General features: G+C 50.7%; 18 protein-coding genes. 1 reads left to right on the plus strand and 17 read right to left on the minus strand.

Annotation, left to right across the window (positions count from 1 at the left end):
• Window positions 1–35: 35 nt before the first annotated feature.
• The 11 genes from AC1DLI_RS08040 to AC1DLI_RS08090 form a co-directional block, all read right to left on the minus strand.
• Complete coding sequence (locus tag AC1DLI_RS08040) at window positions 36–3,482, minus strand: glycoside hydrolase family 2 TIM barrel-domain containing protein (RefSeq protein ID WP_477601305.1); 3,447 nt, start codon at window positions 3,480–3,482, stop codon at window positions 36–38.
• 132 nt (window positions 3,483–3,614) lie between these two features.
• Complete coding sequence (locus tag AC1DLI_RS08045) at window positions 3,615–5,687, minus strand: alpha-glucuronidase family glycosyl hydrolase (RefSeq protein WP_477602329.1); 2,073 nt, start codon at window positions 5,685–5,687, stop codon at window positions 3,615–3,617.
• Between the two features lie 214 nt (window positions 5,688–5,901).
• A complete protein-coding gene (locus tag AC1DLI_RS08050; protein WP_477601307.1) occupies window positions 5,902–7,572 on the minus strand; it encodes an ABC transporter substrate-binding protein in 1,671 nt (556 codons plus the stop codon).
• 86 nt (window positions 7,573–7,658) lie between these two features.
• A complete protein-coding gene (locus AC1DLI_RS08055; protein WP_477601309.1) occupies window positions 7,659–8,531 on the minus strand; it encodes a carbohydrate ABC transporter permease in 873 nt (290 codons plus the stop codon).
• A gap of 16 nt (window positions 8,532–8,547) precedes the next feature.
• Window positions 8,548–9,486 carry an ABC transporter permease gene (locus tag AC1DLI_RS08060; protein WP_477601311.1) on the minus strand — a complete coding sequence of 313 codons (939 nt, stop codon included), beginning with the start codon at window positions 9,484–9,486 and terminating at the stop codon, window positions 8,548–8,550.
• Window positions 9,453–9,683 carry a hypothetical protein gene (locus AC1DLI_RS08065; RefSeq protein ID WP_477601313.1) on the minus strand — a complete coding sequence of 77 codons (231 nt, stop codon included), beginning with the start codon at window positions 9,681–9,683 and terminating at the stop codon, window positions 9,453–9,455. The genes AC1DLI_RS08060 and AC1DLI_RS08065 overlap by 34 nt, the downstream gene beginning before the upstream one ends.
• 26 nt (window positions 9,684–9,709) lie before the next feature.
• On the minus strand, window positions 9,710–11,335 hold the full coding sequence (locus AC1DLI_RS08070; RefSeq protein WP_477601315.1) for an extracellular solute-binding protein: 1,626 nt from the start codon (window positions 11,333–11,335) through the stop codon (window positions 9,710–9,712).
• A 43-nt stretch (window positions 11,336–11,378) separates the two neighbouring features.
• Window positions 11,379–13,658, minus strand: coding sequence for an AraC family transcriptional regulator (locus AC1DLI_RS08075; protein WP_477601317.1), 2,280 nt, complete (start codon window positions 13,656–13,658; stop codon window positions 11,379–11,381).
• Between the two features lie 380 nt (window positions 13,659–14,038).
• The gene (locus AC1DLI_RS08080; protein ID WP_477601319.1) at window positions 14,039–14,542 is read right to left on the minus strand and encodes a hypothetical protein; all 504 of its coding nucleotides are present in this window, start codon (window positions 14,540–14,542) and stop codon (window positions 14,039–14,041) included.
• On the minus strand, window positions 14,535–16,295 hold the full coding sequence (locus AC1DLI_RS08085) for a sensor histidine kinase (RefSeq protein WP_477601321.1): 1,761 nt from the start codon (window positions 16,293–16,295) through the stop codon (window positions 14,535–14,537). Before AC1DLI_RS08085 ends, AC1DLI_RS08080 begins: the two co-directional genes overlap by 8 nt.
• On the minus strand, window positions 16,292–16,972 hold the full coding sequence (locus AC1DLI_RS08090; RefSeq protein ID WP_477601323.1) for a response regulator transcription factor: 681 nt from the start codon (window positions 16,970–16,972) through the stop codon (window positions 16,292–16,294). Before AC1DLI_RS08090 ends, AC1DLI_RS08085 begins: the two co-directional genes overlap by 4 nt.
• Before the next feature lie 350 nt (window positions 16,973–17,322).
• Here AC1DLI_RS08090 and AC1DLI_RS08095 point away from each other — a divergent pair, with 350 nt between their 5' ends.
• Window positions 17,323–17,886 (plus strand): hypothetical protein, encoded by a 564-nt coding sequence (locus tag AC1DLI_RS08095; protein WP_477601325.1) that lies wholly within the window; start codon window positions 17,323–17,325, stop codon window positions 17,884–17,886.
• 90 nt (window positions 17,887–17,976) lie between these two features.
• Here the strand turns inward: AC1DLI_RS08095 and AC1DLI_RS08100 are convergent, their stop codons facing one another.
• From AC1DLI_RS08100 to AC1DLI_RS08125, 6 genes are all read right to left on the minus strand, one after another.
• Window positions 17,977–19,554 (minus strand): SagB family peptide dehydrogenase, encoded by a 1,578-nt coding sequence (locus AC1DLI_RS08100; RefSeq protein ID WP_477601327.1) that lies wholly within the window; start codon window positions 19,552–19,554, stop codon window positions 17,977–17,979.
• A 59-nt stretch (window positions 19,555–19,613) separates the two neighbouring features.
• Entirely contained in the window at window positions 19,614–21,557 is a 1,944-nt protein-coding gene (locus AC1DLI_RS08105) for a TOMM precursor leader peptide-binding protein (RefSeq protein WP_477601329.1), read from the minus strand.
• Complete coding sequence (locus AC1DLI_RS08110) at window positions 21,554–23,494, minus strand: putative thiazole-containing bacteriocin maturation protein (protein WP_477602331.1); 1,941 nt, start codon at window positions 23,492–23,494, stop codon at window positions 21,554–21,556. The genes AC1DLI_RS08105 and AC1DLI_RS08110 overlap by 4 nt, the downstream gene beginning before the upstream one ends.
• A gap of 181 nt (window positions 23,495–23,675) precedes the next feature.
• A complete protein-coding gene (locus AC1DLI_RS08115; protein WP_477601331.1) occupies window positions 23,676–23,927 on the minus strand; it encodes a heterocycloanthracin/sonorensin family bacteriocin in 252 nt (83 codons plus the stop codon).
• A 375-nt stretch (window positions 23,928–24,302) separates the two neighbouring features.
• The gene (locus AC1DLI_RS08120; RefSeq protein ID WP_477601333.1) at window positions 24,303–25,163 is read right to left on the minus strand and encodes an SDR family oxidoreductase; all 861 of its coding nucleotides are present in this window, start codon (window positions 25,161–25,163) and stop codon (window positions 24,303–24,305) included.
• Between the two features lie 92 nt (window positions 25,164–25,255).
• Entirely contained in the window at window positions 25,256–25,678 is a 423-nt protein-coding gene (locus tag AC1DLI_RS08125) for an Rrf2 family transcriptional regulator (protein WP_477601335.1), read from the minus strand.
• Window positions 25,679–25,822: the final 144 nt, after the last annotated feature.

The raw sequence follows: 25,822 nt of genomic DNA on the forward strand, positions 1-25,822 counted from the left end.
ACTCCCCGCTTCCCCCTTCTCCTTCCCCTATTGTATCAAACCCCCCGCATAAAGCGGAACCAGCCAAAGTCGAAGTTGCTCCCCGGCAGGAAGATGAATGTCACTTTTTGCAACCCTGTCACCTGTTCCAATTCAAACACCCGTTCTTCGTAGCCAGCGGATTTCTCAAATTCCACGAGTTGATTGGTTTCACCATTATCGCCGGCAAACCGGATATGAATCGTATTCTTGTCGATTGGCGATCTCCCATTTACGACTAGCTTCGAAGCACCTTCGCCGGTAAACTCCATCTGCGAAAATTCAAGCGAGACGTTATTCCCGATGCCCTCCACACGATCATCTGCGAAGGTAAACGTATCCCCATAAATCCGGTCGCAGGACGCTGCCGAATTTCGTTCGAAAGCCCGGTTCTGACGTTCAAAGGAAAATCCTTTGATGTGCACCTTCTGACGAAGCACGAAGCAGATCGACGTAATTCCGCGAAGTCTCTTGGTCAGGCGATACGTTTCTTCTTGATATACGTTCCACTTGGACGGCTTCTGATAAATCACGTCGGCAACTAAGGAGCTAGCCTCTTCGCCGGGCATCCCTTCCCAAATTTGCATCGTATATTCTTCACTGGATAACGCGAAGATTGGAAGCGTGATGGTGTCGGAGCCATACGGACCGAAGTCGATATCGCGGAAGCCTACGTGCGTCTCGCCGTCTCTGCTCGTCGCTACACCTCTTTCGTTGCCGTTCCCGGCATCGCCTTTACTGTAATCGTAAAGTCCCGCCGAGATGAACCCATAGGGATCCTTGTAGGCTGTTCCTAGACCTGTTGCCTTAAACTCCAACTGGGAGATAAACTTCGTCTTGTCCGTGCCGTTCTTAGTCGTACAACGCAGACGGAAAGCACCGTCGCCGATGGCGGAGATCTTCGCCTCAAGTCCGTTCGCTTCAACCCTGGCAATATTCGAGTCGATACCTTCATCCGTTACGGCGCGCCACTCGACGTCTCGATAGGTGGCATTTTCCGGCCATAATTTGGCTCGAACGGTTATCTCCTTGGTAGATTCATCTAAGTCTTGTCCCGAGTCGCTGACGATTTCGATCTTACGAAGCGGAATTTCATCGCAGCCCCCTGTCACGCAGTGCAGCTCATGATTTCTAGCGTTCGCTGAAATCCCTTGCTGAATTCCGTTTTTCACGGGATGCGACTCGAATTCCGCCGCCTCGGTTCGCATACCCTCGGAGGATACTTCGATTCGGATTTTTCCCGGCTCCAGCGTCGCGCCGATGATCACCATCAACTTACCGCTGAACAATCTTCTGCTTTTTCCCTTATACGGATCAAAATCCGTGCTGTCGCCGTTATCAAGCCCAAGCAATCGGCCTGCCCCCGTCACCTCGACATGCACGCGATTGTTCGCGTTGTCTACCGGATGACCCTCAACGTCCAACATACCGATTTCCACGAAAATCAAATCAGAACCGTCTGCCGCGAGCACCTCTTTATCCGCTTGGAGATGTATTCTGCTCGCATCCCCGAAGGATCTTCGAACATCGGTCGCTATGACTTTGCCCGTTTCGTCATAGGCGATGGCTTTGATTTCCCCTTCCGTATAAGGAACCTTCCACCAACCAACAAGCTGCGATCCATGTTCGTGATCGATATCGTACGTTCCAATCGTAGTCCCATTGAACTGCAGCTCGATCTTAGGCGCGTTCGAGCATACACGAACATCGATGATTTGCCCGTCATTGAAATCCCAGTACGGGAAGACATGCACCATTGGATTCGTTCTATAATCGGTCCATGCAGCTTGATAGATGTAATAGGAATCTTTCTTGAACGTAGCCGTATCGATCTGACCGAAATAGGAATTCTTGGTATGATACGGCGTCGGCTCCCCGATATAGTCGAATCCGGTCCACAGGAACTGACCAAGAGAAAACGGCGTATCCCGCTCCGCCAAGATACAGGCTTCCGCCGATTTGGCTCCCCAGCTTGTCGAACTGTTCCCTAGGGCGGAGCATTGCTCGTCATCGTCGGCAAGAATCGATTTCTCGAACGGGAAATGATAAATCCCTCTGCTCTGGACGACCGAAGCGGTCTCGCTGCCGTAGATGATCCAATCCGGATGCTCTTCATGATGCTTACGGTAATATTTCTCCGCGTAATTGTAGCCGGCAACCTTTACGATATCGGCACATTTCTGCGCATTCTCCCACGGCATATAGTTCGACCCGATCGTAACAAGGGCATTCTGCTTCGGATCGAATTCCAATACATATTCCATGAGCATTCTGGTGACTTCCTGGCCTCGTTCGTCTGCATGCGTATCGTAAATCTCGTTCCCGATGCTCCACATCAGCAGGCTCGGATGATTCCGGTCTCGCAGCACCCAGCTTTTCACGTCAAGATACGCCCAATCTTTGAAAAATCTTGCGTAATCGTAAGTTGTCTTCGATCGTTCCCACATGTCGAACGCCTCCGTGACGACGAACAATCCCATTTCGTCCGCCAAATCCATGAGCTCCGGAGCCGGCATATTATGTGCCGTGCGGATGGCGTTGACGCCCATTTCTTTCAGGATCTCGAATCTTCTCCGCAGCGCATAGATGTTAAACGCCGCTCCTAGAGCACCCAAGTCATGATGCTCGCAGACGCCGTTCAATTTCAGCTTCTTCCCATTCACCTGAAGTCCCTGCTCCGGGTCGAGAACGATGCTCCTGAAGCCTAGAGGCAAGGTGATCTTCTCTAGTTCTTCGCTGCACTGTTCCTCGGCCGATTCGGCCGCTGCTCGATGCATTCGCGTGACGATCCGGTACAAAGTCGGCTCGTCCGTGCTCCATAACTTGGGATGATCTACGGTTAACGTTTGGCGGTTTTTTGTGATCGAGCCGCGGCTTGCTGTTACCCGCTCCGAAGCGGCAGCGACCGTCTGGCCCTGGTAGCTGATAGTGTGCGAAAGAAGAACGTCTTCTTCGATTTGTAAGTCCGCGTCGATTTCCACTAACCAGCCGCCTTCTTGCTGCTTGGTTGCGACATACAGACCATCCGTGAGAATGTGGTTTTTGTCCCGTTCCTTCAACCATACGTTCCGGTATATCCCTGCTCCCGAATACCATCGGCTGTTTGGACTCTGGTGCACGACTTTCACGATGATTTCATTTTCTCCGCAGGTGACCGCGTCCGTAATCTCGTGTTCGAAGGAAGAGTATCCGTATTTCCATTCGCCTGCAAGCTGACCGTTTATGTATAGGGAAGAATCCATGTACACGCCGTCGAAGCAGAGCAGGAGCTCGCGATCGCGCTGTGTCCAGATAAATTTCTTGCGATACCAGCCGATACCGTTCTCGTAAAGTGCCAATGTATTATAGATCAACCAATCATGAGGGAGATCCACCGGTTCGAAGTGCAGCCCGGCATGGTCCGTAACGTCCAGACCGCTTTTGGAAAATTCCCATCCATCGTTGAAAAGTAATTTCGTATTCATGGTCGAACAGCTCGCTTTCGCAGGTATTGGGATAGAGCGTATTATTCGTCTACGCCTGCACCCTACTATTCCAAGATTGAAATGCGGTGCTTCGCATGATCGCGATGCCCCGCATTTCTTGTCCGTGCTGCATCAATAGATTAGGCGGCCTTGCGAGTCCGCAATGCCTGACTTCCGATAGAAATACGTATTGATCATGTCTCGCCATTCTTTAGCGTGTTCGCGCTGCTCTGTTAACCGGGAGGCGACAAGCTCGAAATCCTTCTCGTTCACCTTACCTTTGAGGGTCAGCCAATCGTCCAGCAAGGCCGCCGCCGCTTCCGCGCCTTCGAAATGCGTGTCGTAAATATGCTGGATTACCGGCTTGCCGCTGTGCAAGACATGAGTGTACGGGACATGATGGAAAAACAGCAGCAGCTCATCGGGACAGCTTTCTAATGCATTATAGATCTCGCAACGAGGCGAATGGTATTGCGCAGCGTATCCGGTGCCTGTTTCCATCGTTCGATCGACCCCAATGCCTTGGTGATCCGCGAAATGATACGTCCCCCACTTCGAATACTCGTAACCGTCTACGTTCGGGCCGTAATGATGATTCGGATTCACCATCCAACCGACGCCGAGCGGAGCGGTGTAGCTCTCATATATGCCCCAAGACTTCATTAAGATGTTCGTGACGACTTCTTCGACCGCCCTATCGCGGCCGAGACTTAGCCGAATCCATTCCGACGTGATCCGTTCGGCGGATAACGAAGGACTCCATGTCAACCGTCCATATCCGTATAGGTTTGCTTGAGCCAGCGGATGCCCGGTCCAGCAAGCGTCGTCCCCGATGTTCGACACGGCCGCAATTCCGCCGTACGGACGGTCCCACATGGCGCCTTGCGCGATCTTGGCAATGGTCGATCCCTCGCCGGCGGCATGCGTATCGGTGTCGAGAATTTCTTTCCACTGCGGCACCAGATAGCAGACATGCTTCTGCTGCCCCGTATATTCCTGGGTGATTTGCAGCTCCAGGATTTGATTCGTTTCGCGGAGCCCTCCGAACAACGGCGATACCGGCTCGCGAACTTGAAAGTCCATCGGCCCGTTCTTGATCTGCAGAATGACGTTATCGGCGAAGCGTCCATCAAGCGGCGTAAAGTGGTCATAGGCTGCCTTAGCCCGATCCGTCGAACGATCGCGCCAATCCTGAAGACAGTTGTATACGAAGCAGCGCCAGATTACCAGCCCGCCGTGCGGCGCCAGCGCTTCGGCCAGCATGTTCGCTCCGTCCGCATGATTCCGTCCGTAAGTAAAGGGGCCGGGACGAAATTCGGAGTCGGCCTTCACCAGAAAACCGCCAAAGTCGGGAATCGCAAGGTAAAGGGCGGACGCCTTTTCGGCCCACCAATCTCTAACCGCCTGATCCAAGGGATCCGCCGTAGGCAGACCGCCAACCGCGATCGGACTCGCGAAGTTAATGCTTAGGAATAATTGAATGGCGTATTCTCCGAATACGTCCGCGACTTTCGTTAACGTCTCTTCATACTCCGCTGTAATCAATTTCGTCTCTTCCCGGTGAACGTTCACATTATTGATCGAGATCGCATTGATTCCGACGGAGGACAGCAGCCGGGCGTAGTCCCGGATGCGGGTAAGGTCTTCCACGAAACCGCCGCTCCTGTAAAAGATCGACTTCCCCGCATAACCCCGTTCAATCGATCCGTCCATGTTGTCCCACTGATTGATCATTCTCAACCCGTTGGCAGGCGTCTCGACAATATACAGCCCGTCGAGCGGTTCTCTCATCTGCATCAACCGAATCAAGTGAAAGGTTCCGTACAACGCGCCGCGGTCCGACTTCCCGACGATTGCGATTTGGTTCGCCTCTCCCTCCGGGCCGTTCAGTGACCGGATCACGTACCCTTCGTCGCCGATCATTGAGGCTTCAGCCCCTATTTCGCGGTCGATCCTTGCATCCCCGCTGCCTAAGACACCGATGAACACGCTTGGAACAAGGTGATCCCGAATCGTAACGAGATCAGGCGAGTATCCGGTCATAGCCTGTACAGCTTCCGCCAGCTCTCTTTCTGCGGTGCGCAATACCTTGGTTCGCTCCGTGATTGCAATCGCCGAGCAGCGAACCCGGTACTCCTCCCGCAGCCCTTTATCCTCAATGACATTATAACGAAGCCACGCTTCGTGTTCGATTGTTTCGCTCATCTCCGTCACCTGACAATACCTCCATTCTAAACTTAACCACTCTTATATTTCTAGAAAAGAGGGCTAGGTGCAGCCTCCATCGGAAGACCGCACACCTAGCCCCTTTTTTAATATATAAGAATTTATAAGTTTTCACTTATAAATGTGCTTATATATCTCCGCGAAACGATAGCTTTTGCCACTGAGGACGGCGACAGCCGTTTACGCTTGACCATTAATAACCCAGCAAGCTCTTGGTCTTCTCGAAAATATCATTTGCCATGTCCGTATACCGCGTGCTGCCGTTTGCTTCAACCTGAGCCTTATAGTTGTCCCACTTATCGAAGCTTTCTTGACCGGTAACAAATTTTAACGTCATCGTTTTCACGTAATCCATAAGCGGTGTCGAGATGAGATTCATCTGTTCACTTTCCTCCGGTGAACCCATAATCGGCGGCGCCAGCTTCCGCGGCTCCCGTGTCGACTGGACGCGATTCACGAAGTCCTTCTCACCTTCGGTCATTTTGGACATTCTGAGCTTTGTAGAACCCCCGTAGGCGAACACCCCTCCGGCGAAGCCGTAATCGACGTTCAGCTGCTTCGCTGCGCCTTCGTTCATCCCGTTGTAATAGATGTCCGGCTTGAGCACGATATTTCCGCCTGCATCCAGATCATAGGTTTCGCCTTCTACGCCCCACAAGCTGAGTGTTTGACCTTCATTGGAATACCAGAGCCAGTCGACGAAACGAAGCATCTTGATAAAGCCTTCCTCGCCTAAATCGTCAAGCGCGTTCTTGCTGATCATGACCCCGTTCTCCAATCGGGAAGTCTCGACCTGAAGCTTTCCTTTTGGTCCGCCGGGTTGTGTAATCATATATAATTCGGCTTTCGGATCCTGCATTTTGCTCTTGAAATCCGCCAGTACCTGATAGATTCCGCTTATCACGTAGGTATCGCCTTTGAAGAACTTGGCTTGTGCCGCATCGTCTTCTTGCGTGAAGGATTCAGGATCCATAATGCCATCGGTAATCAGCTTGTTGAAATAACCAAGGTAGTTCTTGAAATCATCCGATGTATTGGCAAAAGTGAACTGCTTCTTCTCATGGTCGAAGACCAGTCCGTTCGACAGTCCCCAACCGCCGGTAACGCCATATTGAACAGCGGTAATGTTGAGCGCCGAATCACCTTTGAATTGATCGGAGAACACGTATTCCGCACCCGTATGCTCTTTCACCTTCTTCATCGCTGCAGAGAATTCCTCGTACGTCCAGTTCCCTTGCTCACCCTCGACGTCCACGCCCGCCGCTTCGAACACATCTTTGCGGATGATATAGGAATAACCGCCGCCGGCGATCTCCCACATGCCTGGAAGGACGTAATATTTTCCGTCATTCTTCATCTTGGCCTTCAGATCCTCTTCCATTCCCCAATCTTTCACGGCTTTCATGTAGTTCGGCATATACTGCACCCAATCGCTGACCGGCACGATCTGACCGGATGCCACGAAGGCGGACTCATCGTATGTTTTTGGAATGATGTAAGGCGCATCGCCGCTGTTCACCATCAGAGATTTCTGATTCTCATATTCCGTTCTTGCCGTGATGGACAGGTCGAAGCTTACATTCGTCTTTTCTTTAATGGCGCTCCATAGTCTCCAGTCCTCTTTCGTAGGATAATTCTCATGGTCGCTGTACATCATAGAATAGTTTACCGGTTCATTGGAGTGGAAGGTCTGCTCCTCCCCGAAAGCGTAATCCTCCGCTGCATCCGCACCGCCTGCGCCTGCATTGCCCGATGCGGGCGTTTCGTTGCCCGACGCGCCTTCGTTATTAGATGAACACGCTGTCACAAACACAAGCATCAATGCCAGCATCATCATGAATGCCGCTTTACTGAATTTCTTCATACCGCTGCCTCCCTTTATTTGGTTCCTGCGATTTTTTTATATAACGGAAACGACTGCAGCCCTTCCGGTTATATCGATTACATCGATTACCCCTTGACTGCCCCGATCATCATCCCTTGCACAAAATACTTCTGCACGAAAGGATAGATGCAGATAATAGGCAGCGAGGTGAGTACCATCGCCGTCGATTTGACGCTTGCCGCGATTTGGCTGGCCTGGTCGGACGTAGCCCCGATCTCGGTCGGACTGACCGCGTTGTCGATAATTTGCTTCAAATACAAGGCGACCGGCCACTTCTCCTTCGACTGCAAAAAGAGCGAAGGTCCAAACCAGTTATTCCACATGCCGACGATGACGAACAGCATAATCGTGACCAGAATCGGCTTTGATAGAGGAATGATAATTCTTGTGAAAATTCCGAACACGTCCAGACCGTCGACGCGTCCCGCTTCTTCCAATTCGTTCGGAATGCCGGCGAAGAACGTCTTCATTAGAATGACATTGAAGGCGCTGATCGCCCCCGGAATGACGATAGCCCAGATCGTATCCCGCATGCCGAGTGTCTTCGCGATCAGGATGTAGTTCGGAATGAGACCGCCGCCGAAATACATCGTAAACAGCACGAACGGGATAAAAAATTTATTGAGGCGCAGTCTCTCTTTTGAAAGCGGATAGGACATGACGGCCGTCGCGGTCACTGCGATGAGTGTGCCTACCACGGAATAAACAATCGTATTCAAGTAATAACGGAAGAAGTCAGGCTTGCTCAGAATGACCTCGTAGGTTTTGGTTGTAAATTCGACCGGAAAGAACGTCACCTTGCCGGCATAGATAGCGGCTTCCGAGCTGAAAGACTGCGCCACGAGATAGACAAACGGGTATAAGGTGAATAAGACAACTAGAAGCATGAATAAACCGTTTATAACAGTGAATGCATTAAAGGAAGAGGTTCGATTCACTTCGTTTGGCTCCTTTCTACCATAAGCTGGATTTCGTTGTTCGCTTCGAAACTTCATTCGCGATCGTCACCAGAATCAGTCCGATGATACCTTCGAACAAGCCTACCGCCGTCGCATAACTAAAGTTGCTGCCGGTGATACCCATCCGGTAGACGTAGGTGGAGATGACATCCGCACTTTCATAAGTCAGAGGATTGTACAAAAGCAGGATTTTCTCGAAATTCGAGCCCAAGATGCTGCCGATATCTAAGATCAGGAGCACCATGACCGTCGGCAGAATGCCGGGAATCGTGATATGCATTGCGAGCCGGAACCGATTCGCTCCATCGATTTTCGCCGCTTCATAAAGTGCCGGATCGATGGCGGTCATCGCCGCCAAATACAGAATCGTTCCCCAGCCGAGGCTTTGCCAGATGCCTGAAGTGACGTATATCGTCGGAAACCATTCCGGCAAGGAAATAAACGATATTTTACCGAGTCCCATCCAGGTCAATATACTGTTAATCGGTCCCGTCATGGAAACGATCTCCTTGATCATCCCCGCCACAATGACCATAGAAATAAAATGGGGAAGGTAAGAAACCGTTTGCACAAACTTCTTCCACTTGACTCGCCGCAATTCGTTCAGCAGCAGCGCAAACAGCAAGGTGATTGGAAATTTGACCACGAGATAGCTTACGCTTAAGGTCAGATCGTTGAAGAAGGCTCTCCAGAACGTCGGGTCCTTCATAAACATCTCGAAATAAGTAAAGCCGACCCATTCCGATCCGAAAAAATTCGTTCCGCCTCTATACTTCCGGAAAGCGATGATGTTCCCGAGCATCGGCGTATACTTGAAGATGATGAAATAAATTACAGGAAGAATCAGGAACGAATACAGCTTCCATTCCTTTCTAACATGTTTCCACAGCGGACTTGTATCTACAGCCTTATTGTCTTGCGCATGAGCTGCCATTCCGTCATCACTTCCTTAAGAAAAAATTTATCCTGGCCGTACTTGGGTGGCCTGACGTTCCATCGCTCCATCAATGTATCGGAGAAGCCCCTTGCGCAGCAATGTTCAATAACAGAAATGATGTACGATAACAAGTAAATCGCGATGAACAGCTTGAAACGAAGTGACAATTTCCCGAATCTGGCGTTATGGAACAAAAAAAAGACCTCCGAGCGTTCGGAGGTCATCGATTGACATATCGTTCATATGCCGCTTGTTTAATTTCCAGGATCCGATCGATCCCTAGCCGCTTAAGCTGCTTCACCATATCGTCGTAAGCGTCAATGGCATCCATGCCCAGAATGATTCGAAGCTCCGCATCCTTTACGTACTCGCCGATCCCGTCCATCAGCGCGGACAGCTCGCCGGCCTCTTCCGTCGTCGGCGTAATTGGCGGCAGCAAATAGTCTTCGTGCTTCGTCTTTCGCCATACCTCGACAGCCTGGTTCGTTTCTTCGAACTTCCACTCCAGCTGCGAGTCGCGCTGGATCATCGGGAAGTTCGTTTGGTGCGCGTACTGAAGCATCACCAGATCTCCGGATAATCCGCCTTGATTCGCCATGACCAGATCCGTGTATTCCGGTTGTCCGTTCTTCATTGTATACGTGACGCCTTCCATGCCGAACGCGTTCAGCAGGCTGCCTTCTTCCGAGTAGCCGTAATCCAGCCACCGAACCGCCGCTTCCAGGTTTTTCGTCGTGGCCTTGATCGCTGCCGAACTGGTCCCCGCATACGCGTTGTCGAGCTGCCCGAATTTCGGGATCTCTCCTTGTCTGAGCGTCGGATAGGGAGCGGCAACATAACGAGCGGCCGAGCCTCCCGATTGCGCCGCAAGATTATATTTCTCAATGTAGGAAAACCAGCCGACCGTCGCACCGCTTGTCCCGGAAGTCATCTTCTTGTCTACGGATTCCAAATCCAGAACGGCAAAGTCTTTATCGATCAACCCTTTCCGGTACCACTTGCTCATCGTCGCCAAATATTCCCGGTACTCCGGCTCCAAGTAACCGTATTTTACTTTCCCATCTTCCACGAAGAAATTTCCCATGACGCCGAACGCCCCCGCGAAGCCTGCCGTCCGTTCGCCCATGAATAAGGTTCGGAGCGTTAACGGCGCCGTCGCCCCCTTCTTCTCCTTGAAAGCCTTTAAGGTCGTATACCACTCGTCGATCGTCGTTGGGACAGGGAGTCCCAGCTCGTCAAGCCAATCCTTGCGGATGATCGGTCCGCCGTACACCTTGCCCTCCTCCGAACGAATGAACGGGAACGCGTAATAGATACCGCTGTCCGTCTTTACCATTTTATCGATCTCGGGGTTTTCTTCGAGCACCCGCTTGAAATTCGGTGCATACCGGTCGATGACATCATTCAGAGGCAGAATATACCCTTGCTCGATCGCCTTCTCGGGCCCTCCCGGAAATTGAAGCCAGTTATTCATAAAGATGTCCGGCAGGTTTCCCGAGGCAAGGAGATATTTGAATTTATTATCCTGCATCGGAACGCCCCCGAGATGCCGAATCGCGATGCCGGTTCGTTTCTCGTATTCTTCGTCAATCGGTCCCGCATTCGGCGTCCCCATGTCGGGGAACTCCGTCATCAACGTCAGCTCCGGCGCACCCTGCATCGGATATTCGAACGGCCCTCCGGACGTTGCGGGACTGTGGCGTTCAGGGATCGCCGTCTCTGTCTGCCCATTCGTCGACAGGTTCTCTTCCGCGTTATTCCCCCCGAAGCATCCGGACGTGAATAAGGTAATGACGGCGATCACCACCCAACCCTTCCTTAGAAAACCGAACTTTCGCGCTTCCATGTAAGCTGTCTCCTCTCAAAGTGACGTTCCGATTCTTGGCCCGTCATTGGATCGTCTTGAATTTACCGGGTGTGATGCCTTCGTATTTCTTGAATACGCGAATAAACGCATGACTGCTGGCGAATCCGACCCGGGTCGCCGTCTCCTCGATACCGGCCCCTTCTAGCAGCAGCGCCTTGGCGGCTTCTATGCGGGTCTGGCTAATATAGTCGTGCAGCCCCACCTGCCCCGTCTGTGCGCGAAACAAGCGGGATACGTACTGCGGAGTCAACCGGAAGTGGTCGCCGATCAGCGACACGCTTAAATCTTTGTCGCTGTAGTTCTCCTGCACGAACGCCATCACTTTCTCGCCGATACCGTCACTCGTCTGAACGTTCTGCTTGCTGCGGAGCACGCCGCATACCCGATCGAAAATGTCGAGAAGCTCTTGTTGGAATTCCAGCTTCGTGGAGCATGACAGCAGTCTCTTGAGCGGACGCCATTCATCCCATGCGATACCGGCCTGCTCCTGATCGGGAATCGTCTTGATCAGTGTCGTCGCTACGTCAAGCAGGACGCACTTTGCGATTTCATGCGACATATCCCGCTGGAACGCTTGCTGGATGACGTTGTCGATCATGTCCTTCGCTTTCTCGAACTCGTCGGCCTTCAGGAAATTGATCAGAATCATCTGGTCGTTCACGGTGAAGAAATAACTGCCCTCGTTCGGTTTGATGTCCCCGTACCAGATTAGCATGCCTTCCCCAAGCACCATCCTATATTCTTGGGCTTCCAAGGCTTGAAGGAATGCTTGATGAATGCCGTCCAAGCCGGTTTGCAGCTCACTTCCCACCGTCGTGAAGCGAAGCTTGTACCTAGCCGTGATGAAATCGTGAGCTTGAGCTAATTTGTCCTCTATATCGTCCTTCCAATGCTCCGCGCGATCCGGATCGACATTCACGACCGCCGCCAGCATCCCGTCCATATCCGTAAAATGAATCGTTAAGCGGTCGACAATCGAATCCGCTACGATATTGGACACAATAAACTGCGACAAGGCCAGATCCTTTGTTCCTCCCTCGTCGTTGTCGATGTAAAACAACAGCACAGCGAAACGATCGCTTGTCCAAGTCAATTTGTGAGTCTTCGCCAGCTCCGTTAACGGGATGTTCCGATCCGCCTGACCCTTCAACAGCCTTCCCAGGTAATAATCCTGCAACACCCGAAGCTGCTGAACATGTTTATTGTTCATGTCATCCCGTTCACGAATGGTCTCGAGCACACTTCTCCGGATGAACGTATATTCATCCAATTCCGTTCCTTTTCCCTGCAGCGGACTCCGGGAAAAGACGCTGACCAACTGCTTGACCGGATCGTAGTTTTTACGGGCAAAATAATAAATAACCGCGCCGCCGATCGCAAAGCAAAGCAGCAGCCCAAATAAGTTCATCGTCCGAATGGCCCCGGCGCGCTCCCAAAAGACGTCGGTCGGAAACACGCTGATGTACTTCCACCCCGTCGTATCGGACGATTCGATCGTAATCATCGACTCGATGCCTTGGAACGTGCCGGTAAAGGTGCCCGTCCCGCGGTTGTTCCATTCCTGGTACGACGAAGTTTCAATCATCGTTTCTTTGGCGTTCTGAAACAGAATTTGGTCATTCGAATCCATAATGAACACTTGACCTTGCTCCACCCAATCAATAGTTTCGAGCATAGTCCTCATCTTCTCGACATTGAGCGGCATGATAAGCGTCCCCTCCGGATCGGCAGCCGATTTCATCGGCAGCGACCGAATGTAGGAGGGCGTAATTTCGATCCTCCCTTGGTTCTCGACCGGAAGCAGCACATACTCCCCCGACTGAAACCGATTTATCAACTTAAGCCAGTCCTCATAAGTGAAATTTTGCGTCTGATGCTTTATCTCGTAAAAGACCCTATCCTTAAGATAGGTTTCATTCGAGAGTACCGACTGCAGTGGCTTCGAATAAAGGTATATTTCCTTAATAAAATCGTTCGTGGATAACAATTTATTCAGTTCTTGTTTCATTCCGTAAATATTGTAAGCGCTCTCTTCTGAAGGCGCAGTCAGCAATCTCCGGACATCCGGATGAATGGCTAGCTGCGCGGCCAGGCTCTCCGTCTGAAGCAGCTCCCCGTCCACGATATATCTCACTTGCTGCAGCATGGCGCTGCTCGCCCGTTCGATCTCGTACTTCACGATTCCCCTGGTCTGGCCATAAATGATTACACTAAGAATGACGGGTATGCATAAGATCACGGCGTACGACACGATCCACCGAAACGCCACACTTCGTGTGAAGTTTCCCCTTCCCCAGTTCAATTCGAATCCCCCTACATCGTTTTTCTTTTTGTACATTTTCTATCATAACACGAACCAGATAGGGGCTTCATATGTACAATTTGAACCTCAATGTACAGTTTGTGCACTCTTTGACGATTCTTAACGGATCTCGAGCAGATAGAGTGATAGGGAACGCATAACCATTCATCTTCTTATCTATGATAATCCAAGTCGCAGGGTCCTCTATGACGATGGAGCGAAGATACAGCATAATCTTTAACGCGGCGATCTTAACCAGCTGATTAATATACAAATGCCGGGACTAAGTAAGGTCCCGGCATTCATGTGGATGATCTTCTATAGGTCATAGCCAGAATACTAAACAGAGTCAACCTACACTTTTACATAAACATTGACGTTTACTTCAACGTAATTTCCTTTTTCCACGTTAACTCCTTACCCTGCTCATTCTTGAACAAGAACACAACCTGCCCTTGCTCGCCCTTCATTGCATCCGGATAGAAGAAGCCGGAGAATTGTCCGTCGCCGCTAATGTAGAAGCCGTTCTCGCCGTTTCCTCCATGCTCAATGGCTTCTTGAACCGAATTGACGATTAGGTTCTCCTTGGACACCCACTGCATTTCGGCAAGCGCGAATCCTTCCGGACGCTGCTTCACAGAAAAATCGAAGCTGTTGCCTTCAATCGGCTTCTCCGTCTGGTCAATGACAATTAATATTTTTTCGTCGGATTCCGCTGTAGGCGTATCCGTGCCCGGTGTTTCACCGACATTTCCTTCCACCGTTTCAGGTGTCGCCGTAGCAGCCGTATCCGATGCTGCGTTTTTGGCCGGATTGCCGCATGCACTGGCCAGCAGCAGTACGAGCAGCGATGTAATCAAATAAATATATTTTGGTTTAGTCATGAGTTGTTCCTCCGCTTTCATCTAATGTAAAAGAAAATGCTACGCCTTGCCTCGTGTTCGCCGCGCTATACTCGCTACCATGCAGCTCCAGAATGTGCTTGATAATGGCGAGTCCCAGGCCTGTTCCTCCTGATTTCCGATCTCGTGAGCGCTCCACCCGGTAAAATTGATCCCAGATCCGGCTGATATCCTCATCGGGAATAGGCGGTCCTATGTTTTCAATGACGGTTGTTACTATTCCAAGCGACGAACGCTTAATGCCGATCGTAATGGTACTGTTCTCCGCGGCATGCCGGATAGCGTTGCTCATGAAATTCAGAATAACCTGTTCGAGGCGTCTCGGATCAGCCATTACGAGCAGCTTCTCCTCTTCTTCATCCGTGTTTATCTGCAATTGAAGCTGCTTCATCTCCAACTGCTGCGAGAAAGAATCTCCAACCCTTTGAATAAGGCTTACCAGGGCTATGCTTCTCGGCTGCAGCTGGATAGCCTTGGCTTCGAATTTGGACAGCTCCAGCATATCCATAATTAATGCATTCATCCGATCTGTTTCGTTGACGATGAGCGCCAGATAACGTTCTCTTTTGTCACTCGCCACCCCGTCCTGCAGCCCTTCCGCAAAACCTTTCACAATCCCCAGAGGCGTCTTCAATTCATGTGAAATGTTCGCGATCAGCTCTTTGCGAAGCTCCTCGGACCTCAGCTTCTCCTCCACATCCTCCTGCAGCTTCACATTCGCATGGGTAAGTTCCTGCATGGCTGCATCCAGGTTCCGGGACAATGCAACCATGCTTCTGGACAGCTCCCCGAATTCATCGTTCGAATGGATTGCTGGCTGCTCTGTAAAATCCAGCTTGGCAAGACGCGCTGCCGAACGGCTCAATAGCACTAAGGGACGTGAGACAATTCTGGAATAAACCAAAGACAGGATAATCGCAAGCAGAACCATAACCGGCGCCAAATAAACGACATATTGCTTGAGAATCCCGACAGCTTCCCCGACAGGCTGCATAGAGGTCATGACGAATAAATAAGAATTTCCCTTGCTGCCCTCAGAAAGCGAACGCAAGAGAACCGTATAGGGGATGCCGCTCCATTTGTCCTGCCATTCCAGCTGCACGACCTCGCCGTTCCGCAGCCCGGACTGCCATTGTTCCGCTTGCGAATGCCAGTCCAGAAGCGCATCATCGACAAGGGCATCCTGATAAAGCGGATTATAGGAACGCTGCTCCGGCAGCATGAGATCTGTTACCTTCCCTTGCACGCGGACCAAGCCATCTTTGAGAGGGGTATCGGTCTGCTCGATAACAACGGGCAGCATAATGGTATCTTCCTCATCCATGAAGAACCCGTCGACCACCAGCGTTTCGCCGATTTGAATCCCTTGCGGGATCTCATCGACGGTCATGCCATCTTTGGGGATCTGAATCACAATCGTCTTACTCGCTGTTTCCAGCTCCAGAAAATAAGGTTGTATGCTTGTTCGTTCAAACCGGCTATTCAGGATGGCGGTACTCGTATCATGCTCATTCATGAATGCGCCGAGCAGCCGCGACACTTGTTTTTCGCTCGATTGTGCCTGTTTGTATTGCTGAACGAATTGATTCATGCTCTTCTCTAAGACATTAATCTTGGACCCGCGGTAAAAACGCTCGAAAAACATTCCTTGTGCAATCAGCAGCAAGGAGAACACGAGCAGGATCAGAACAGAGGTGACAACGAACAGTTTAAAGGCTACACCGCGCCTTCTCATTGTTCCATCTCGAATTTATAGCCAGAACGAATAACCGTGACAATCGATCGTCCTTCGTCTCCCAGCTTGGCTCTTAATTTTTTGATATGGGTGTCCACCGTGCGCAAATCTCCCAAGTAATCGTACCCCCAGACAGCGTCCAAAATATACTCGCGAGGCAGCACCTTGCCGTAATGCTTGATAAGAAAGAGAAGCAGCTCGTACTCCTTGGGCGACAAATTGATCTTGGTTCCCGCTACAAAGACGGTATAGGCCGCCCTGTTCACCGTTAATTGACCATAGACAAGCGTATCGCCCTCGCGTCCTACGGTCCCTTCCGTTCTCTTCATCAAGGCTGTAGCACGGGCTACCAATACCCTTGGACTCAGGGGCTTCGTTACGTACTCATCCGCGCCAAGCTCGAATCCCATCAGGTGATCGTCATCCTCTGCTCTGGCGGTCATGATCATAATGGGAACGTCCGACTTTTCCCGGATGCGCCTGCATACCGACCATCCATCGATTTCCGGCATCATAATGTCGAGGACCACCAAATCAACAGAGTTCTGTTCAAAAATATCAAGCGCGATCCTCCCGTTCTCCGCTTCGAACACATCCCATTTTTCCTTCTTGAAATAGTCCGTTATCACCTCGCGCATGAGCATATCGTCTTCAACCAGCAATATTGTTCGTTTCATTGCGCTGCACTCCGCTTCCGCCTGCATTTCTATGTTCATCTTGCTCCCATAACCTACTTTAGAGTAAGGCTGTGTCCTTTGTGTGTATTTCAAATGAATGATGTACCACGATTATAGTATAGCGGTTTACAGCCTCTGCCACCCGAGACGCTTGCGAACCTTCCTTAAAAGACAAAAAAGCCGACTCCTTTAGTCTGCTTTTCCGCAAAATCATGGATAATACTTTCAGCTCTCCACGCACAGTCATAAAGAATGTAATATAAGCTTGATGGTTAAGCCCAATTTATAGGGATAAGTGCCCTTTTATCGATTTAGGCATATTGTAAAGTATGATAAAAAGGAGGCACACCATGATACCTAATCGGCCATTTGTGCAACAAACGGCAACGGCTGCCATGCCGGAGTATTACCAGCAAAATCTCACGAGTCCTAATCAGGCTGAAATAAATAAACCGGCCAAGAGCGAAGATGCTCCGAAAACCCATTGCCATTGCTGCGTGGATCTGAGTCACATGGATGATTTCCATTACATGGACGACTTCCACCATATGCACGACTTCCACCACATGCACGATTATCATCACATGCATGACTTCCACCACATGCACGACTATCATCATATGCATGATTATCATCACATGCATGACTTCCACCCGATGGATCATTACCATCCCATGCATGACTCCCATCCTGCAATGCAAGGGTCATGGGATCCCCATATGCATGGTGATCACCATCATCCCCATGAAGGATGGGATTTTACATCGATCGATTATCATCATGAATCGTTCCATCCCTATGTTCATCCGCATCATCCGCATCATATGCATCATATGCATTATATGCATCATCCTATTTGCTACCCTGTCGTCTGTTACCCGGCTGACAAAGACCAAAAAGGCCAGCCAAGATAAGCGGGCAACTCTCCCATTAACAATACGCAGAAACCAAAACGGACAGATGGAATGTCATCGACATTCCATCTGTCCGTTTTGACTTGACCGCTAATGCGCCAAGCTCCCCTCAAGCCGAGAGCGGCTCCGGCAGTGACCGACCGGAATTTGAATCAGGCTTGTTAGTCCGCAGGAAACCATGCCATAGAGCTCATCGCTTACGTTTGCATCGAAACCGAGCAGCGGACGTCCTCCCAAACGGGAAGCGGCTGCCGAAAGCAGTAACCGGTGGACAAGCATCCCTGCCTCCATTTGCTGGATCCGGTAGCCGCGGTAACCGAGCTTCGAATGTTGATAATTCAAATCGCCAGCAATATGGAAGCAAAGCGGCACTTGATGCAAATTTACGTTGTCCAGCGACATCCCGTACTGAAGCCAGCCCCTATGGTCTCCCGCACGAAGCAGCTGCAAGGCATGCGCCGAACCATCATAACGATAAGCACCATTCGCGATGCCTTCAACGCCGTAAAACGAGCCATACAAGGTTATGCGGGACGCCGGACCATTCTGATTACCGTCCAAATCGTTTCGGTATTTAAAGGATAACAGAGCTTCATTCAATAAAGCAGCGAGATCAGATTGGCTAACCTGCAGCAAAATGAATTCATTTTCCGGCGAGTATCTCTCTTGAAGCACCGACGCCAAATCATAAGACAGCCTATTTACACTCGGCAGCTTAAACGCGTCGTTATTATCAGTGTCCTGCTTTTCGATTCCGATAGGTTGAAATGAATCGGAACTATCCAGCATGGAAGCTTCGTTCAGCTTCAAGAGCATCGGAAATTCCAACACTCTCCGTGAGCGCATATAGTGCTCATGCTGCAGAATCGCAAGCTCCTCGCACAAATCGGCCGCCGCAACGGCATCTCCCTTCTTCTCGTTAGAAAACCAATTAATCCACGGTTCATTCGAGAGCGGAATGACCGCATAGGCGCTTTCTTCATGCTCGGATAAACCAAGCAGGCGATTAACGGCACGATCGAGAAATTGGAAGCACACGCCCGCTTCAAAGCCGAACCTTTTTGACGTTTCCAGCAGCTGTCCCATTAACAGACCGGCGTCCAGCCCCTGCAGGCGATAACAAAAATGATTATATTTAAAGTAATTTTTCCAAAACATCGTCGACACGAAAGCAACTCCAAAAGCTGCGGATAGATCGCATCGGTTCCCCAACGCCTTGCTCAAGTAATCGTCAAATAAGCCTTCGCGGAGCAAAATCAATCGATGATGCGCCGCATCGTAATGGTAAACGCCGTAAGGTAGCTCCTCCAGCTTCAAATACAAATAAAGCTCGCTTGGATACAGCCCGCCGCCTGATGGCACAAAGCGTCTGCAAAGCTGTAGCGAGCTTCCCCAATCGTCTCCCGCATCCGGGCCGTAAACGGATTGGCTAAGCTGCGTAAGGCCGAACGTATACCATAGAAAATGGCCAAGCTCCCTAAGCTTCGGCTTCGCCATTTCACGCTCTCCTACCAGCGTGAGCGGAACCTCGGAGCAGAGCGGAAAAGACGGCAAGCCCCGGTAAAGCTTATACGGGAGCGGCGCGTCTTCCCAATCGGTCTCCCAATCTTTTGATTTCACCTTATCCGGGTCGAATTGCAATTGGTGCAGAAATGCCTTCAGACTCATCCCTTCTCCTCCCAAAAGGCTTGCATAGGGAAACGCCGCATTGAATTATCCAATCATGCTTATGGGAACGGATGCGGGTAAGCATTAAGCTGATCTGGCGAAAGCGGCTTCTTCGCATATCCAAGCTCCGCAGGAACCCGCAGTACCCGCTCCAAGCCTGTCAAGCGAACCAGATGTTGTCCGAACGTCATGGGCAGCATGCCCGGAATCAGCACCTTCACGCAATGTAGTCCGTTGCGCAGCGTCTCAGGCGTAGTCTGGTCCACTACGATCACATCCAGGCTTAACTCACGTAACGCGTGAAGGACGTCTTTTAAATCATCGGTTAAATCCGCATGCTTGGCCTTTGGCCTAAACGCCTCCTCGAACGTGCGGCATGGACGGCCGTTTTGGAGCAAAAAGTTCAGCCGTTCCTCAGACTGCTTCAAGCTGTACAGCATGGAATGATCATCCATCTGCCGGACGAGAAACGGATCATGCAGCATTTGCTCGTACTGCTCCCGATTCTCCTCCAATTTCTCGTTTAACGACAGCATCATGCCCGATAGCTCGTGGATCGCGCCTTTGACAGCGCGTACCGGATCCGGATGGGCACCTGCCGCACAAATCAGGTTAACGCCTTTATCCGCCCTGTTTTTGGCGATCGCCCAAACGCTTGGAATGCCATGCTCCATCGTAGAGTTGAATAAATAAACGTCATACATGACAACCTCGCGCAAACGCTCAATCATTAGGTTCAATTCGAGATCGCCGGCCGAATAAGGGTCCAAGGGTGAAAGCTCCAGCTGCGCATACCAGGTCATAAGGAACGAATCGCGTTCTACCACTTCCATAATGCCGTAAAATATAGCTTCCTCCAGACTGCCTCCTAGTGCACAGCCGTTCGAAGTTTCGTAAACGAACCCGTGTCCGCAGCCTGAGCTATAATAGGAGAGCAGCTCAGGCACAAGAATCGGCCGCTCCTGTAAAAACGAGTACCCCCATACCCAATCGATTTGCCTGGCGGGATCAAACGGGCGGAAAGGGAAGTCGGGCCGCTCATACATCTCCTTCTCATGCACGCCAACCAGAACGGGATTTAGCGCCTGGTCCTTCAAATTGCGGTAGCTGTCATGGACTGCCGTTTGCTTTCCGCGCGGCGACATGCCGCAATATCTTTCCAACCCTTCCAAAATGGCGGTCATCTCGCTGTCCGCATAGGAGTGCGTACGGCCAGCGCAGCCCTCATCACCCGAGAACAAAGGCAAATTTATGCTAGCATCGGCGAATGGGGACAAAAGGTCGATCATTTTCCCGTTCAAAAATCCCGTCCGAGCGTCCAGATAATCATCTGCGAGTAGTCCTTTCAGTTCCGTCATCGAACGGCTGCGGAAGCTGTTTTCGCTCACTTTTGGGCTTGGCTGCAATAGGATCCGCGATGCTTCCGCAGAATCTTTAGTGACTTGCCCGCAAATTGGACAAAGCGGGTCAGGCAAGAAGAAATGGAGCGAGCTGTTCAGCGTTTGCAGATGGATTAACATTAACCGATTTTCCGTTTGCGCAGCGGAGCCTGCAAGCACTTTTCGAACCTCGGCTGCAATAACGTGAGCCATGTGCAAAAGCCCTATAGAGGATGACCAGATATCGGGCAAGGTCCCTCCGTGCATGTAGTGCTGCTCCTGGATTTCCCACATTTCCTTGCGGTCATTTCCCGCCATTAAGCGCCGGAGATCGGCGCAGCCGGAGCATCCCGCCGTCCCCGGAATGACCAACGGCCCGATTATGCCCTCCCCAAATGAAACAAATCCGCGCAGCCAAGACACTCCGGAGCGTTGAAACACCTCTTCCGCGAGCTGATGGTCTGAAGGGTTATACCCGTCATGTAAAACAAGTGCAAGCTCAGTCGTCTCCGGCACTTCGGTTGAAAAATCCTTTTGCCTTACCAGCTGATAGTCTTCGGCTAATTCACCGCATACGAAATCTGCGAGCTGACCCTCCCCTATAACGACCAAAATTGCGCTCACGTTTCATCCTCCTCCCGAAGCAGCACGCCGAACGCGCCAGCCAGCTCCTCTTTCAAAAATGCCTCGGCAGTAAAATCAAACACAATTAGCCGCTTGCGGCTGCGTTTTAATCGATCAAGAGCGGATTGCAAAGTCTCGCGATGTTTGATTGGTTCACTTGACGGAATGGCTACGTTCAGCGCAGACCCTTTTGTCAGATTTACAGAAGACCTGCTGATCGCATTCTCCGTCGCGTATGCAGCACCATTTTGGACTTCTAGCAAAGCATGCTGCAATGCGCCACGCAGCGCCCTCGTTTTGTTTAAGCCGACCGCGCCATACCAGCAGCCGTTTGCGCGGACCCATGCGACCGGGAATCCGAATGTATCCTCGCCGAAACCGATCGCCGGCTCACCCTGCATGGTCGTTAGCGCACTCAAATAAAAGCGGCTGCGCTCATCATCATTTTGGACAAGCTGTGCTAAACGGACCGATGGCTCTTGTGCTTTAAGTTTCCGTACAAGAGCTGCCGTCAAGCATTTTTGCAATCCGCGGCAAATGCTTTCCGCGATCGACTCCCCCGCTCCAACACCCACGAATTCGCTATGGAGAGCGGTGTCAGAGCTTACTTTCCCTTCTTTCGCTGGACGTATAAGCCGATAGCCCATTCTCGACACGTAGGCTTCAATGCCGGCAAGCCCCGCTTCTCTACGCGCTTCTTCATGATTGATGCCATTGCAGATGATTTCCGGCAGCAAGTCGGCCGGTCCATCCGTCAGCGGGTCAGCCGGCTGCACACGGCATTGGGACAGCGGAAGCTGCCACAATTCCCCTTCCTCCCATACGTGAAAAATACCGGTTTCTCTTGATGTTAATCGGCTGAAATTTTCAATTAATGATGATTGGGCCTTTTCTTCCGGCTCTCTTTCTAGCAGTAATTCCAATTGTTCAATTCGGCTGATCGAAGGATGACCGCTCGCAAGCGGGTGGGGGAGAAACGGATGCCAATTACCTTCCAGCGTCTCCAAATCAAGCAGGAACAATTTATTTTTTAGCGCTGATGCCGCAACTTCGGTTGCCGTTTTAAGCCATTCGAAGACGATGACATTCGCCAGCATCGCTTCTGCCGTGGCAGAGACAACGTGATGCCTCGGATCTTTGTCAATCGCCTGACGATGGAGCCTGCGCCTTGCGGATTCCCAGCCTCCCTCCGAATCCGGATGGATGAGTGGCCCTGCAATTCCCGCTTGCTTCAGCATCATCGCCGGTAGCAGCACCTTATTCTTTTCCTTGCAAATCTGTTGCAGCACCCGCAGCTCCGGCTCTCCGCCTTCATCCGATACGAACAATACCGCATCAAACGGCTGCACAGCCGCTCGCCAATCCACATTTCCGTTTGGCGGAAAAGCAATCTCGTCCACCTTAACCTCTTGGTCCGATCCACGGGCATGCTCTGCCAGCTCCAAAATCCGCTTGCGATTCGTCGTTTCCAGATTCGTAATCCGCATTTGAATGCGAGGCAAACCGGAATCTAATAAACATTTCACTAGCGAAACAAAAAAAGAGCCAGATCCGATGGCCAGTACGGTTGACTGTCGATAGAGCTGAAACCGGTACGCGCCCGAGCCTTGAAAGCTGTCCAAAAATTCGATCTGAGATGCATATTTCTTCAATACGCTCTCTTGCAGCTGATGCGGCAGGTCCCGGCTTACATCCCTGACATAACCGTTCGCATGCAGCACTTCCGCGATTTCATAGACATGCCTTTGGTATTGGTCCGGCAACCCATTCGTCAATTCATGCATTGAATGCTCGCCGTTAAATACCGGCATTAGTTTTTCAATCCATTGACCGATGGTGCTGCCTTCCATACGAAACGATCCGATATTGTTTCGAAAATAGACGCTGCCGTCAGAGCTCGGGAGAAAAAAAGTGTCCCCCCTTACTTTAAGCCGCATAGAAGGATCCAATTGCCATTCCTCCTTATCGTGAATTCACATAAAACGTTCTAACTATTTAAAGGTATGTATAGCTATTTGTCCGTCATGCCAATTCTTATTGAAGAAAAAAAGCCCCTGTCAGCTGAATCGCTTACAGGGGCGCTTAGGATAGACTATTTGCTTGATTATTTATGCTGCATTAGCGGCAGCGCGCACAATGAGCGCAGCGAGCGCAGCCTCCGCAGCGCGCACACCCTCCACACCTGAAGCAGTTGCCGCACCCGGCACAGCCTCCGCAGGAACAAAAACCGATACAAAACCCGATGCAAAATCCGATGCAAAGCCGTGCATTGTTAGGATCAACTTGGCCTTGACCGGCGTTTGGCGTCATTCCGCTTGATTTGTAAGGGTCAATATTCAAATTTTGAAGATCGTTTTTAAACTCATCCATCACTGTAGCCTCCGTTATGTGCTCATGATTTTTTCAACGGCTTTGTCTTTATCGGATATTTACTATTAGAGCATCAGGAACTGGCCTATGCCGTTGATCGTTCATGACATATACGTATGAAATTACCTCCGCTAGTGTTACTACTGCATCCGCCTATAAGCAAAATTACTAAGTCTATAGGAATACAGACAAAGAGGCTGCCTCCAAGGTCATACCTTGAAGACAGCCTCTCTCCTCGCTCCATTACTATACATATCGAAGTACTTGTCCAGTTGTCCAGACCTTCTATACTCATATAAAAAAGAGGTTATCCATCCGGTCATACTAGACCTTCCGGGACAACCTCTTTTGTTTGATTCACGCCGTTAGTTAAGATTAGATTTCGCTTACGATTTGACGGAGACCCTCTTCGATCGGAGTGGACGGACGCCCTAGCAGCTTTTGAAAATCATTGCTCTCGACTTCCAATGCTCCCTCGCGAATTGCGCTCTGAATGCCAACCAGAATCGGAACAACCGGTTCAGGTACGCCAGCGCTGATCATGATGCTGGCATAAGTCTCGTCATCCACTTGTTGCACGGGAACTTCCCGGCCTAAGACGCCGGCAAGGATCGAAGCCAGCTCCTCTTGCGTTGCAAGCTTGCCAGACAGCTCATAAACGGAATTCTCGTGGCCTTCGCCAGCCAGTACCGATGCGGCTGCCTGTGCATAATCGCGACGGGTCGCCCAGCCTACCTTGCCTGATCCCGCCGAAGTCAACCAAGGCGCTCCTCCGAGGACAGCTTGAATGCTGCTGATCTCGTTCTCCAAGTACCAGTTGTTGCGTAGGAAGGAATAAGCAATCCCCGTGTTTTTAATGGCTTCCTCAGTCGCACGATGCACCGGCGCAAGAAAAATCGGGTTCTCGCTTGCGTTTCCTAAGCTGGTATAAGCAATGAAACCGACATTAGCGCGCTGTGCTGCTTTTACGGCAGCAGTATGCTGGCGAATCCGCGTTTCGTTGTCGCCGTCCGTGGACACGATCAAGAGGCGGTCAATACCCGCGAACGCTTTGTCTAGCGTTTCCGGTTGGTCAAAATCCCCATGCCGTACGTCCACGCCGCGGGCACGAAGGCTTTCCGCTTTCTCCGGGTTGCGAACGCTGACGGCCAGATTGTTGGCCGGAACGGTTTCCAATAACGTCTCGATTACAATCGATCCCAATTTCCCTGTTACACCTGTCACCAAAATTTTCATTATAATTCCTCCATTTTCAGTAATCTATTATTCATCCGTCGTTATAATGACTTTGGTTACAACGACGGTATAAAAAAAGCTCTATGAGCTTTTTATAACACAAACTGATCTGCCAATTGACTTAAGTTCACTTGAGCCAGCCTTTGTTCCATCGCGGCTTGGGCTTCCTTCATTTCCGTGCGAAGAGCTGCTTCAATGTTCCGGCCAACTGGACACTTGAGATTCGGTTCATCGTGAAAATTAAACAGTTGACCATCCTCGATGACTTCCACTGCGCGGTAAATGTCCAGAAGCGTGATCTGATCCCTATCCTTCAGCAACGAAGCGCCCCCCACTCCAGGACGAACGTCCACCAAACCAGCTTTCTTGAGCATCCCCATAATTCTGCGGATGATTACGGGATTCGTATTCACGCTGCCTGCAATGTAATCGCCGGTACAATCTTTGGAGCTGCTAACGGAGATTAAAGAAAGGATGTGAACAGCAATGGAAAATCTGCTACTAATCTGCTTCACTTAGCATCACCACCGTTGTAACCATTGTAGTTACTACTTAATTGAATGTCAACCCATAACCCGGGGGGAAGTTAATGCCTTGGGAAAATAAAGGATTAGCCTGATTTGAGTGAGCTGCATTGCTGATTTGAGTGAGTTACAATG

The organism is Paenibacillus sp. 01T443 (genome assembly GCF_056398325.1).